This window comes from Bacillus sp. Cr_A10, assembly GCF_029222665.1.
Taxonomy (GTDB): Bacteria; Bacillota; Bacilli; order Bacillales_A; family Planococcaceae; genus Psychrobacillus.
The window spans coordinates 100166-112189 of record NZ_JARHXR010000008.1 but is presented as its reverse complement, the minus strand read 5'-3'; the positions used below and the strand labels follow the sequence as shown (position 1 = coordinate 112189).

The 12024-nt window shown below is 35.0% G+C and carries 15 protein-coding genes; all 15 read right to left on the bottom strand.

The annotated features are described in order from the left end of the window. Nucleotides 1-27 precede the first annotated feature (27 nt). Nucleotides 28-1176 (bottom strand): 1-deoxy-D-xylulose-5-phosphate reductoisomerase, encoded by a 1149-nt coding sequence (gene dxr, locus P2Q73_RS06280; protein ID WP_053589947.1) that lies wholly within the window; start codon nt 1174-1176, stop codon nt 28-30. A gap of 17 nt (nt 1177-1193) precedes the next feature. Next, complete coding sequence (locus P2Q73_RS06275; RefSeq protein WP_056829305.1) at nt 1194-1985, bottom strand: phosphatidate cytidylyltransferase; 792 nt, start codon at nt 1983-1985, stop codon at nt 1194-1196. Then, nucleotides 1982-2776 carry an isoprenyl transferase gene (locus P2Q73_RS06270; RefSeq protein ID WP_056829303.1) on the bottom strand — a complete coding sequence of 265 codons (795 nt, stop codon included), beginning with the start codon at nt 2774-2776 and terminating at the stop codon, nt 1982-1984. Before P2Q73_RS06270 ends, P2Q73_RS06275 begins: the two co-directional genes overlap by 4 nt. Before the next feature lie 231 nt (nt 2777-3007). Further along, a complete protein-coding gene (frr, locus tag P2Q73_RS06265) occupies nt 3008-3565 on the bottom strand; it encodes a ribosome recycling factor (RefSeq protein ID WP_053589950.1) in 558 nt (185 codons plus the stop codon). Further along, entirely contained in the window at nt 3565-4290 is a 726-nt protein-coding gene (gene pyrH / locus P2Q73_RS06260; RefSeq protein ID WP_053589951.1) for a UMP kinase, read from the bottom strand. Before pyrH ends, frr begins: the two co-directional genes overlap by 1 nt. A 213-nt stretch (nt 4291-4503) precedes the next feature. Further along, nucleotides 4504-5388, bottom strand: coding sequence for a translation elongation factor Ts (gene tsf / locus P2Q73_RS06255; RefSeq protein ID WP_275784996.1), 885 nt, complete (start codon nt 5386-5388; stop codon nt 4504-4506). Between the two features lie 90 nt (nt 5389-5478). After that, nucleotides 5479-6198 carry a 30S ribosomal protein S2 gene (rpsB, locus tag P2Q73_RS06250; RefSeq protein WP_053589953.1) on the bottom strand — a complete coding sequence of 240 codons (720 nt, stop codon included), beginning with the start codon at nt 6196-6198 and terminating at the stop codon, nt 5479-5481. A gap of 147 nt (nt 6199-6345) precedes the next feature. Then, complete coding sequence (locus P2Q73_RS06245; protein ID WP_275784993.1) at nt 6346-6834, bottom strand: DUF6115 domain-containing protein; 489 nt, start codon at nt 6832-6834, stop codon at nt 6346-6348. Nucleotides 6835-6842: 8 nt separating this feature from the next. Next, nucleotides 6843-7145 (bottom strand): hypothetical protein, encoded by a 303-nt coding sequence (locus tag P2Q73_RS06240; RefSeq protein WP_056829300.1) that lies wholly within the window; start codon nt 7143-7145, stop codon nt 6843-6845. Between the two features lie 19 nt (nt 7146-7164). After that, a complete protein-coding gene (locus tag P2Q73_RS06235; protein ID WP_053589956.1) occupies nt 7165-7938 on the bottom strand; it encodes a FliA/WhiG family RNA polymerase sigma factor in 774 nt (257 codons plus the stop codon). Between the two features lie 106 nt (nt 7939-8044). Then, on the bottom strand, nt 8045-8341 hold the full coding sequence (locus P2Q73_RS06230) for a hypothetical protein (protein ID WP_056829296.1): 297 nt from the start codon (nt 8339-8341) through the stop codon (nt 8045-8047). Continuing rightward, the gene (locus tag P2Q73_RS06225) at nt 8341-8838 is read right to left on the bottom strand and encodes a chemotaxis protein CheD (RefSeq protein ID WP_053589958.1); all 498 of its coding nucleotides are present in this window, start codon (nt 8836-8838) and stop codon (nt 8341-8343) included. The genes P2Q73_RS06230 and P2Q73_RS06225 overlap by 1 nt, the downstream gene beginning before the upstream one ends. Nucleotide 8839: 1 nt before the next feature. Next, nucleotides 8840-9469, bottom strand: coding sequence for a chemotaxis protein CheC (locus tag P2Q73_RS06220; protein WP_053589959.1), 630 nt, complete (start codon nt 9467-9469; stop codon nt 8840-8842). A gap of 3 nt (nt 9470-9472) precedes the next feature. Further along, nucleotides 9473-9928 (bottom strand): chemotaxis protein CheW, encoded by a 456-nt coding sequence (locus P2Q73_RS06215; RefSeq protein WP_275784987.1) that lies wholly within the window; start codon nt 9926-9928, stop codon nt 9473-9475. Nucleotides 9929-9961: 33 nt separating this feature from the next. After that, entirely contained in the window at nt 9962-12019 is a 2058-nt protein-coding gene (locus P2Q73_RS06210; RefSeq protein WP_275784984.1) for a chemotaxis protein CheA, read from the bottom strand. Nucleotides 12020-12024 lie beyond the last annotated feature (5 nt).

The window sequence follows — 12024 nt, the reverse complement described above, 5'->3', positions numbered from 1 at the left end:
TAAAACAGCATGTCCTACATTATTTCCTCATTTTATCATGTTTTGAACGGTTTTTCTCGTTTGAGTATCGACTTGTAAAATTGTTTCTAAATCTGGACTTGATATGTTCACATGTTCGTTCATTGCTCTTTCAATTAACTCATCGATCGCTAGAAAAGAAACTTTTTCTTGTAAAAACAACGCCACTGCAGCCTCATTTGCGGCGTTTAAAACTGTAGTCATAGAACCACCAGCTCTTCCTGCTTCAATTGCAAGTTTTAAAGCATGATATCTAGTATAGTTCATCTCTTCAAAATGTAACTTACCTATTTCAGCTAAATTTAACCTTTTTGCGTTCACACGCTCCAAACGATTTGGATAAGATAACGCATATTGAATAGGAACTCTCATATCAGGTGTCCCTAGCTGTGCAATAATGCTTGTATCTTTAAACTCCACCATAGAATGAATAATACTCTCTCTATGTAATAAAACCTCAATATCATCATAGGAAGTATCAAATAATACATGAGCTTCAATTACTTCCAAGCCTTTGTTCATCATGGTGGCACTATCAATCGTAATTTTTGCTCCCATTGACCAATTCGGATGATTTAATGCATCTTTTACAGTTACATTTATTAACTCATCTCGCGTAAGATCTCGAAAGCTACCTCCCGAAGCAGTTATGACTAACTTAGAGATTTCTGATTTTTGCTCACCATTCATCGCTTGAAAAAGAGCTGAATGTTCACTATCTACCGGCAATATCGGAACATTTTTTTCTCTTGCAGCTTGCATAACAAGGTGACCAGCTGTGACAAGTGTTTCTTTGTTTGCTATCGCAATTGTAATACCTTTTTTAATGGCTTCTAAAGTTGGTTTTAATCCAATACTACCAAGTACGGCATTCACTAATACATCTGCATTTGTATTAGCAGCAACTTGAACAAGACCTTCGTCTCCATAAAAAACATGAACTTTTGGAAACTCAGTTTGTAACAAACGAGCATCTTCTTCTTGTGATACCGAAACTACTTCAACTGAAAACTGCTTCAATATTTCCCTTGTCTTCTCCACATTTTTTCCAGCAGAGAAAGAAACTAAATGGAATTTGCTTGGATGTTCTCTAATAATATCTAATGTTTGTAACCCAATAGAACCTGTTGCTCCTAATAAGCTTATTCTTTTTGCCATGATTTAATGTCTTCTCCTTATAGAAAATGTAAAAAGTGCAATAACGGAATGACAAAAAGCAAACTGTCAAAACGATCTAATATTCCACCATGTCCCGGCAATAATTTACCAGAATCTTTTACATTATAATGTCTTTTAATTGCTGATTCTACTAAGTCTCCTAATTGCCCAAAAATGGAAGCAGCTATCGTAATAGCTATTAGTATTATATAAGATGAACTTAATGGTGTAATCCAATGAAGAATAAATGCAGCAATAAGAGCCCAAATAATTCCCCCAATAAATCCTTCTACTGTTTTATTAGGCGAAATTTCTGGCCAGAGTTTCCGTTTCCCTAACTTTCTACCAGTAAAGTACGCACCCGAATCAGTTGTCCATACTACTAATAATGCAAAGATTACATAAGTTAAACCAACTTCTCGAGTTTCAATAAAGTAATAAAATCCAATTCCTACATATAATGTAGCCATGATCGTAAAGGCTGCATCATCAAAGGTAAAATTATTTTTAACAAGTACTGTATAAATTAATAGAACAAATACTGCAACAAATAACCATTCTATTTTTGTATGACCAGTAACTTGAAACACATCTGTTGCAATAGAGGAAGGAATTAATAATATGAATAAAAGTAGAATTGATATTAGTCCAGCAATAGAAAATAACTTAATTCCTTTCATTCTTAAAAGTTCAAATAAGCCAACAACTGCCATTACGTAAATCAATATATTAAAAATTGGGCCCCCTAACAGTACGATGGGAACAAAAAGTACCATTGCTATTGCACCTGTGATAATACGTTGTTTCAATTAACTTCTTCCCCCTTAAGGCCGCCATACCTTCTATTTCTTGTTTGATAGCTCTCAATAGCATCAAGTAAACATGCCTCGTCAAAATCTGGCCACAAGGTATCCGTGAACCAAAATTCTGTATAAGCAAGCTGCCAGAGCATGAAGTTACTTAATCGAACTTCACCACTAGTACGAATGAGTAAATCAGGTTCCGATAAATCTTTTGTCATTAAATAGTTGTCTAATAATTTTTCAGAAATAACTTCAGCTGAAATATTCCCATCCTGTACATCACTTACGATGTTTCGCACAGCTTGAACAATCTCATCCCTGCTACCATAATTTAAAGCAAAGTTGAGTATTAGACCATCATTATGTGCGGTTTGTTCCATCGCCTTTTTGACTGCTCTTTTCGTATGTTCTGGTAAAGATTCAATGTTACCCATCATTTTCACTTGAACATTTTGCTCAATTAGTTCTGGTAAATATGTGCCAAGAAACTCTTCAGGCAAACGCATTAAAAACTCCACCTCTAATTTTGGTCTTTTCCAATTTTCTGTTGAAAAAGCATAGAGGGTTAAAGTTTTAATCCCGATTTCATTGGCAAATCGCGTTATTCTCTTTACTATTTTCATGCCTTCGTGGTGACCTGCAACACGTGGTAGGGTTCTTTTTTTGGCCCATCTACCATTTCCGTCCATAATGATAGCAATATGACTCGGCAATTGTTCTTGTTGAGCTCTCTTTATTCTTTCTGTTAAGTTAATACTTATCGTTTGTTCATTTTTACGAATAAGTTTTTTTAGCATACTCAAGCCTCCACTTTACACCAACTCGGAACATATATATCTTATCATATCAAATTTCTCCAAATTTTACTTCTATGAATTCAGAAACAGAAAATTCATATGGAGTAACAAGCAAAAATCTTCTATTTTAAATAAAAAGACGTCCCTTTTAAAGGACGCCTCTCCATATGAAAAGTTCAAAATGGCTTAATGAATCAGAATCCATTAAATAATATAAAGGATTGATTGATGTTAAACTTCCAAAATTTCTTTTTCTTTTTCTTTCGTAATAGCATCTATTTTTTCAATATTGGAGTCTGTAAGCTTTTGAATTTGCTCCGTATAGTTTCTTAAATCGTCTTCCGTGATTCCTCCAGATTTCTCTAGTTTCTTCAAATCATCGTTTCCATCACGGCGTACATTACGGATATTTACCTTTGCTTCTTCTGCTTCTTTTTTAACTTGTTTCACTAAGTCTTTACGGCGCTCTTCTGTTAACGCAGGAATTGCAATGCGAATAAGTGTTCCATCATTCGTAGGAGTAATTCCTAAATCAGATTTCATGATTGCTTTTTCAATATCACCTAAAATTGTTTTATCGTAAGGTTGAATTGTAATTAAGCGAGCTTCAGGAACAGCAATACCAGCCATTTGATTGATTGGAGTAGGTGCACCATAATAATCTACAGTAATTTTGTCAAGTAAAGATGCGCTAGCGCGACCAGCACGAATAGTTGATAGTTCTCTACTAAAAACTGCAATCGTTTTAGCCATTTTATCTTTTGTTTGTTCCAATACTTGTTTCGGCATTATGAATTCCTCCTAACGACTGTACCGATAGTTTCTCCAAGAACAGCCTTTTTAATATTTCCATTATCCATTATTGAGAATACAATAAGTGCAATATCATTGTCCATACACAATGTAGATGCTGTTGAATCCATCACTTGTAACCCTTGTTGAATTACTTCTAGGAAAGAAAGCTCTTCGTATTTAAATGCTGTTTTATCAGTTCTTGGATCTGCTGAATAAACACCATCTACATTATTTTTAGCCATAAGAATTACGTCTGCTTCAATTTCAGCCGCTCTTAGAGCTGCTGTTGTATCTGTTGAGAAGTATGGATTTCCTGTACCAGCAGCAAAAATAACTACTCGCTTCTTTTCTAAATGACGAATTGCTCTTCTGCGTATGTATGGTTCTGCAACTTGGCGCATTTCAATAGAAGTTTGAACTCGAGTTTCAATTCCTACTTTTTCTAAAGAATCTTGCAAAGCAAGTGAATTCATTACTGTTGCAAGCATTCCCATATAATCAGCTGTAGCACGGTCCATTCCCATTTCACTACCAACTTTTCCTCGCCAAATATTACCCCCACCTACTACTACTGCAACTTCAACGCCAAGTTCTACTACTTCTTTAACTTGTTCAGCCACAGATTTAATAATTGCCGGTGATAGTCCAAAACCTTGTTCTCCAGCTAACGCCTCGCCACTTAGTTTTAAAACGATTCTTTTGTATTGTGGTGTGCTCATAGGTATCCTCCGTCTCTTTATCTTGAAAAATAGGGAACACAAATTGCGTGCTCCCTAGTAGTTCTTTGTTATTTATAAAAATTTTACACTCTGATAAAAAAATTAAATTCTTATTTATTAAGTAACTGTCCTACTAAAACGCCAATCACTTCTGCTTATTGTTCCTCACAGAAAAGTTGTCGATAGTTGTACACTGACTTCTATTGTTAAGAATTAGTTTCCTTTAACTTGGTTCATTACTTCTTCAGCGAAGTTGTCTTCACGTTTCTCGATACCTTCACCTACAGCGTAACGAGTGAATGATTTTAAGTTACCACCAGTAGATTCAACAAATACGCGAACTTTTTGATCTGGATTTTTAACGAAAGATTGGTCAAGTAAGCAAACGTCCTCAAAATATTTACCAAGACGGCCTTCAACCATTTTAGCAACGATATTTTCTGGTTTGCCTTCATTTAGTGCTTGTTCTGTTAATACTTTGCGCTCATGTTCTACTTCTTCAGCAGATACTTCATCGCGAGAAATATAAGCAGGGTTTAAAGCAGCAACGTGCATCGCAACATCTTTAGCTGCTTGTGTATCAGTAGAACCTTCCAGAACTGTAAGAACACCAATACGTCCACCCATGTGTAAGTAAGGACCAAATGCATCAGCATCTGTTTTAGTTTCAACTACAAAACGACGAAGAGTAATTTTTTCTCCGATTTTTGCAACAGCGTTAGAAATTAAGTTTTCAACTGTTACACCTTCTTCAATAGTAGAAGCTAATGCTTCTTCTACTGAAGCAGGCTCAGTTGCTAATAGATGAGTAGCTACTTGTTGTACTAATTGTTGGAAAGCTTCGTTTTTAGCAACAAAGTCTGTTTCTGCATTCATTTCTAATAATACAGCTTTATTTCCTTCAACTTGGATATAAGTAGTTCCTTCAGCGGCAATACGATCTGCTTTTTTAGCAGCAGAAGAAAGACCTTTTTCACGTAAGAAGTCAATTGCTGCTTCTAAATCACCGTCTGTTTGAACTAATGCTTTTTTACAATCCATCATACCTGCGCCAGTTTTTTCACGCAATTCTTTTACCATTTGTGCTGTAACTGCCATTATAAATTCCTCCTAGTACAAATAATGTCATTGTCTCAAAAAAAGGTGATAAGTGGTTTGGCCGCTTATCACCTGTTACTTACATGTGTGTTACTCAGCAGCAACTTCAGCTGGAGCTACTTCATCTTCACCTTGTCTTGCTTCAAGTAATGCATCCGCCATTTTAGCAGTTAATAATTTTACTGCGCGAATTGCATCATCATTTGCAGGAATTACATAGTCGATTTCATCTGGATCACAGTTTGTATCAACGATACCTACTAATGGAATGTTCAATTTACGAGCTTCTGCTACAGCAATGCGCTCTTTACGTGGATCAACAACGAACATAACATCCGGGATAGCTTTCATATCACGGATACCGCCTAAGAATTTTACTAGACGTTCGTGTTCTTTTTTAAGTTGAACAACTTCTTTTTTAGGAAGTACAGAGAAAGTACCGTCTTCTTCCATTTTTTCAATCGCTTTTAGACGAGCTACACGTTTTTGAATAGTACCGAAGTTAGTTAAAGTACCACCTAACCAACGTTGGTTAATGTAGTAGTTACCTGAACGTTCCGCTTCTTCTTTAATAGCCTCTTGAGCTTGTTTTTTAGTTCCAACGAAAAGAACTTTACCACCATCTTGACCTACTTGACGCATGAAATCATAAGCTTCTTCTAATTTTTTCACCGTTTTTTGAAGATCGATGATGTAGATTCCGTTACGTTCAACAAAAATGTATTTTTTCATTTTTGGATTCCAACGGCGAGTTTGGTGACCGAAGTGTACACCAGCCTCAAGTAATTGTTTCATAGAGATTACTGACATGATTATTTCCTCCTGGTTTGGTTTAGTCTTCCGCAGTCATCATTTTTCTTTAGCTACTCTAATAAATAGAGCACCTGCTAAATCCATCCGAACTGCGTGTGTATTCATACCGTATTGTAATATACCATACATATTTTATACTTTCAACTATTTATCTTTAAATTTTAGGAAAAGCTCTACTTCGGTCTTGCCAATTTGCAATAGTTTTGCAATTTCATCCTTGCTTTTACCTTCATCAGCATAAAACAAAACTTTTTCCTTTATCGTTACAGGCTCTTTTTTCTCAGTAGTTGCAGCCGTTTTTAAATAACTATTTGCTGCTAGTTGTTTAGAGATATACGATTTAGGTATTTCATTTGACACTCTAAATTCTTTCTTACTATTTTCATTCTTAGCGTATTCATGTGAAGTAGTAGCAATTGTTCTTTCTGAACTATTCAATTCTTGTATAAGCCTATTATTTTCATCTATTATTTCCGCGATATAAGCTCCAAAAGAATCATCCATTTCAGCTAAAACTTGTTCATGTTTTTTCTCAATATCTTTTAAGCTAGAGAATTTTGCATACAACAACGCAATTAAATAAAAACTGAATAATTGAAGTAAAATTAATATAACCAATATTACAGATGTCATAATTTCTCCTACCCACTAAAATCAACAAAGTTTCCTTTAAAAGGATGCTTTATCTCTTTCATTTCTTTTTCTCTTTTTTCACGTTTTTTTCTTTCTTGTTCTTCACGCTCTTGTTTTGAATCCTCTAATTCAGCTTTAGCCGTATTTTCCGATTTAGTTACTGTTTCTCGATTTTTTTCTAATTGTCTTTCGGATGCAGCTTGTGCATTCGCTTGATTGACAGAACTTTGCTGTTGTAGCTGTTCTGCTACTTTACCAGCATCAAATGTTTTTGGTATTGCAATTTGGAGCTCAACACCCTTTAAACTCATTTGACAGGGCCCCCTCTATCTAGACATTCATAATTTCATTCCCTAACAATTTACGAAGTTTAAACAATGCCTTAGAATGTATCTGTGAAATTCTGGATGTAGATAAACCAAGCATTTCTCCAATTACTGTTAATGTTAACTCTTCCGTATAAAAAAGACTTAATACCAATTGTTCATTCTCATTTAATTGATTAATTTGTTTGGCTAGATCTTGGATTAGTTCATGTTTTACCATGTGTTGCTCAGGTGTTTTCTGTGAATCATCTCTAATATTAAATGATTTACTATCCATTTCTTCATTGTCTTGAAGTTGTTCATCTATAGACAATACATTTGAAAAAAAATGTTCTTGGACTGTTTGATACACATCTTCAACAGGCATTTCAACAAAATCGGCAATTTCTTCTGCTGATGCATGTCTCATTAATCGCTGCTCTAGTTCTTCGATTTTGGCTTCAAGTTTTTTAGCCTTTTCTCTTGATGATCTAGGAAGCCAATCTTCTTTTCTTAGGCCATCAATGATAGCACCTCTAACCCGAAACGATGCATACGTATCAAATTTCAAGTCTCTTGAGTAGTCAAATTTATTAAGAGCATCAAATAACCCCATCATCCCAAGGCTTTTCAATTCGTCTCTTGATATATTTTTAGGGATGCTTGCACCAATACGTTGAACATGATACGAAACAAGAGGCGTGTATTTTCGTATTAATAAATCTCCAGCTTGAGGATCTTTGTTTTCTATCCATTTTTTCCAAAGAAGGTCTTCTTCTGTCGAATAATGTTTTGCCACAATTATCCCCCTCTCCTAATATATCTACTGAATATGTTTATTATAGCAAATATAACTAAAAAAGGGGCGTCGAATATAAATTCGACACCACCTAGTTTCTCTGACATTATTCATCCTCATTCAACATAGATTTCACTACTCTTGCTAAATCCTCTGAAGAAGGTAACTCGTTCATTTCTTCCGAGTTTAATGTTGTTACTAGAACTTCTTCGTTTACAACTGGACCTTCCATTACAAAAGCAATAATTGCACGTACAAGGAATGTCAGAAAAAATACGATAATTGCAATAATACTTGCATGGAGTAATATACTCTTTGGATTAACAAATGGATGAGTTGAAAAAAAATAAATACTAAAAGCAATAAGCGCAGCCCAAAAGTTAGATAGAACTGTTCCCACCATTATATCTCTCTCACTCCTTGGTTAACGGTTCTTATATTTAGCATGCTAGTAGAAGGATTGAACTCTATTGTTCTTCCACTATTACCACCTGTATCTTCTGAAACAATCGGTATTGTGAATTTTTTTAACTGCTCTTTTACAGCATCTACATTTCTAGGGCCAATTCGCATTGTATCTCTGCTAGAAGAAAACTGAAACATTTGTGCACCTCCAGCAATTTTTGCTCGAAGCTTAAAAGGCTGTACCCCTTCTAATTTAAGCTGCTCAATCATTGCAGGAATTCCAGTATCCGCAAATTTTGCAATATTGATGTTCTCTCCTCGTCCTAAACTAGAATCAGGAAGCATTACATGGATTAATCCTGCTATTTTAGATTTTTCGTCATATAATACTACACCTACACATGAACCAAGTCCGGAAGTCCGTATTGTATTCGGTAGTTTTGCGATATTCATATCAGCAATACCCACTTTAACTACTTGACCTTGTTCACTCATATTAACTTACTCCTAATGCTTGAAAAATAGCTTCAAATGATTCAGGATCAGGTAATAAGAAGAAATGTCCTCTTACACTTTCTTCATTTGGCACATCTTCTTCATTTATAGCAGTATCAATTACAATGACATAGTCACTAACATGAGAGACTTCTACAAGTCCAAAACTGATAATTGCACCAACCATATCAATACTTAAAGCTGGAACAGTAGGGTATATTTTCAACCCTGTGAAATCGGATAGAGCTGATAGATAAGAACCCGAGAGTATGTTTCCTAGTTCTTGCATAGCAGATGCACCGATTTCGGATATTGCACCTGATTGAAAGTCAAATTGATCATCCTGGACCAATCTTCTGATGAAACGATTTGCTTGTTCTACAGGTAACACAAAAAACATACTGCCAGTGACGTCACCTTCTATTCGTAAATAGATTCCGGCTACTACACTATCTGGTCCTCCTGCAAGTTCCATCATTTCATCAAAAGAAACCATTTCGACTTTTGGAACCTTCATGTCAATCTTTTTATTTAATAGTGTAGATAATGATGTAGCTGCATGTGCTGCACCAATATTACCTATCTCTTTTAATACATCTAAATGCATCGACGTTATACTTTTTTCGTACATACCTTATACACCTGTCTTAATAGGATTTAATACTAGATTCAAATGTAGAAGAATTAACAAACGGCGATCTAGTTTTGCTACACCTGCTATAAAATCTTGCTCCAACCCTCCTACTACTTCCGGTTGAGGCTCGATAGCATCTGTTGGAATATCTAATACATCATTAGCAGAATCAACAATTACACCAACATTCATATTCTCTAGTGTGATAATAATGATTCTACAAGAATCGTTTAATTCACTTTCACCGAGTCCAAATCTATTTTTTAAATCGATAATCGGCGTCACTACACCTCTTAAATTAATAACACCCTTTACATAAGAAGGTGTTTTTGGAACACGTGTAATATGAATTAATTTTTCAATTCCTTGTACATGACTTACAGGTATTACATACTCTTTTCCTGCTAACTGAAAAACAACTACTTTCACACTTTTAACTTCTAAAGCTTCTGTCATATAGTTTACGCATCCTTCCTAAGAGAATTGCTCTTAAATTATTAAAGCATTGCAATCAACAATAAGAGCTACTTTACCATTACCTAAAATTGTTGCTCCTGAAATTGCAAATACACTAGTCAAATATTCTCCAAGAGATTTAAGTACAACTTCTTGTTGGCCAATAAACGAGTCAACTACTAATCCAGCTAGTTTATCTCCTTTACGTACAAGAACTACTGAGTGGAATTCTTCTTCATTACTTTCTCTAGGGACATCAAAAACGTCCTCAAGGAAAACTAATGGGACAACTTTGCCACGGAAATCTATTACTTTTTGATTATGCGCATTTAGAATATCGGATGAACGGATAATAGCTGTTTCAATAATAGATGATAAAGGAATTGCATAAATTTCTTCTCCAAGCTCTACTAACATTACAGAAATAATGGAAAGTGTTAATGGTAACTGTATAGAAAACAATGATCCTTTTCCTTCTGTGGAAGAAATATCAATTGTACCACCAAGCGACTCTATAGTTGTTTTTACAACATCTAGACCAACACCGCGACCAGATACATCTGAAATCTTATCTGCTGTTGAAAAACCAGAAGATAGTATAAACTCAGCTACTTGTTTGTCACTTAAAGTGGAAGCTGTCTCTTCAGATACAAGCCCTCTAGAGATCGCTTTTTTAAGTACTTTTTGACGGTTAATACCAGCACCATCATCTTCAATTTCTATAAAGACATGATTTCCACTATGGTATGCACGTAATACTACTGTACCCTCTTCCGGCTTGCCATTAGCAATACGAATTTCTGGGCTTTCAATTCCATGATCTAATGAATTTCGAATTAAGTGAACGAGTGGATCTCCAATCTCATCAATGACAGTACGATCTAATTCTGTCTCTGCGCCAATAACTTCAAGATTAATTTTTTTGTTCAAATCTCTTTCGAGTTGACGAACCATTCGTGGGAAACGATTAAAGACTGTCTCCACTGGTACCATTCGCATATTTAAAATAATATTTTGAAGATCTCCAGTTATTCTAGACATACGTTCTACAGTTTCATCTAATTCACCATTATGCAGTTCCTCTGAAATCGATTGAAGTCGACCTCGATCGATTACTAACTCCTCAAACAAATTCATGAGGATGTCTAATCGTTCAATATTTACACGTATCGTTTTATTCCCTGTAGAATGATTCGCTTTAGAAGGTGTAGATTTTTCTGTTGAAGCAGGTTTTGTTTCATTTGCGTTATTAACTTGTTCCTGTTCAACTACAATTTGTTGAGAATCTTCTACTTGTTTAAGTTCAACGTTTTGACGATTTTTTAATTGCTCGATTGTCACAGAATTGACTTTTACTTCTGTAACCTCCGAAACTTTCATTAGTTTCTTTTGAACATCATCTTTCGGTTCAGAAGTAACTAATGCAATATAGAAAATGTTATCAAATTGTTCGTCCTCTAGCTTTTCAACAGATGGAGAAGATTTAATCACATCTCCCATTTTTTCTAGTAATTCAAACACCATATATACTCGTGCAGCTTTTAATAGACAATCTTCTCTAAGCTGTACAGAAATTTCATATGTGTGATAGTCCTGTTCAAACGATTGCTGAATCACTGTAAGCTCATAATCATCGTAAGAAAGCCAGTTCGTATCATTTACTTCCGCTTCCTCTTTTGTTTCAACTGTAGTTGCAGCAACAGGTACTTCTTCGCCGGTTTCAATTTTATGTAATTTCTGAACGGTATCTGTCACATCTAACTTTCCATCTCCCCCAGCAGCAATGTCTAGGACCATTCCTTCTAATTGATCTACCGCAACAAATACTACATCTAACAATTCAGGTGTTACATCTAATTTATTGTTTCGGATTAAATCTAAAATGTTTTCCATTTTATGTGTTAAATTTGCAATATCCTCGTAGCCCATAGTAGCGGACATACCTTTTAATGTATGTGCAGAACGAAAGACTTCATTAACAATCGCAATATTGGATGGATTTTTTTCTAGTTCTAATAAATGTTCATTGCAAGCCTGTAAATGTTCTTTACTTTCTTCTATAAACATTTCTAAATATTGATTTGTATCCATGGATT

Bases quoted from the DNA above. Each gene is read 5' to 3' on its own strand.
- dxr (WP_053589947.1), bottom strand. From the start codon at position 1,176: ATGGCAAAAAGAATAAGCTTATTAGGAGCAACAGGTTCTATTGGGTTA.
- P2Q73_RS06270 (WP_056829303.1), bottom strand. From the start codon at position 2,776: ATGCTAAAAAAACTTATTCGTAAAAATGAACAAACGATAAGTATTAAC.
- frr (WP_053589950.1), bottom strand. From the start codon at position 3,565: ATGCCGAAACAAGTATTGGAACAAACAAAAGATAAAATGGCTAAAACG.
- pyrH (WP_053589951.1), bottom strand. From the start codon at position 4,290: ATGAGCACACCACAATACAAAAGAATCGTTTTAAAACTAAGTGGCGAG.
- tsf (WP_275784996.1), bottom strand. From the start codon at position 5,388: ATGGCAGTTACAGCACAAATGGTAAAAGAATTGCGTGAAAAAACTGGC.
- rpsB (WP_053589953.1), bottom strand. From the start codon at position 6,198: ATGTCAGTAATCTCTATGAAACAATTACTTGAGGCTGGTGTACACTTC.
- P2Q73_RS06245 (WP_275784993.1), bottom strand. From the start codon at position 6,834: ATGACATCTGTAATATTGGTTATATTAATTTTACTTCAATTATTCAGT.
- P2Q73_RS06240 (WP_056829300.1), bottom strand. From the start codon at position 7,145: ATGAGTTTAAAGGGTGTTGAGCTCCAAATTGCAATACCAAAAACATTT.
- P2Q73_RS06230 (WP_056829296.1), bottom strand. From the start codon at position 8,341: ATGGTGGGAACAGTTCTATCTAACTTTTGGGCTGCGCTTATTGCTTTT.
- P2Q73_RS06225 (WP_053589958.1), bottom strand. From the start codon at position 8,838: ATGAGTGAACAAGGTCAAGTAGTTAAAGTGGGTATTGCTGATATGAAT.
- P2Q73_RS06220 (WP_053589959.1), bottom strand. From the start codon at position 9,469: ATGTACGAAAAAAGTATAACGTCGATGCATTTAGATGTATTAAAAGAG.
- P2Q73_RS06215 (WP_275784987.1), bottom strand. From the start codon at position 9,928: ATGACAGAAGCTTTAGAAGTTAAAAGTGTGAAAGTAGTTGTTTTTCAG.
- P2Q73_RS06210 (WP_275784984.1), bottom strand. From the start codon at position 12,019: ATGGATACAAATCAATATTTAGAAATGTTTATAGAAGAAAGTAAAGAA.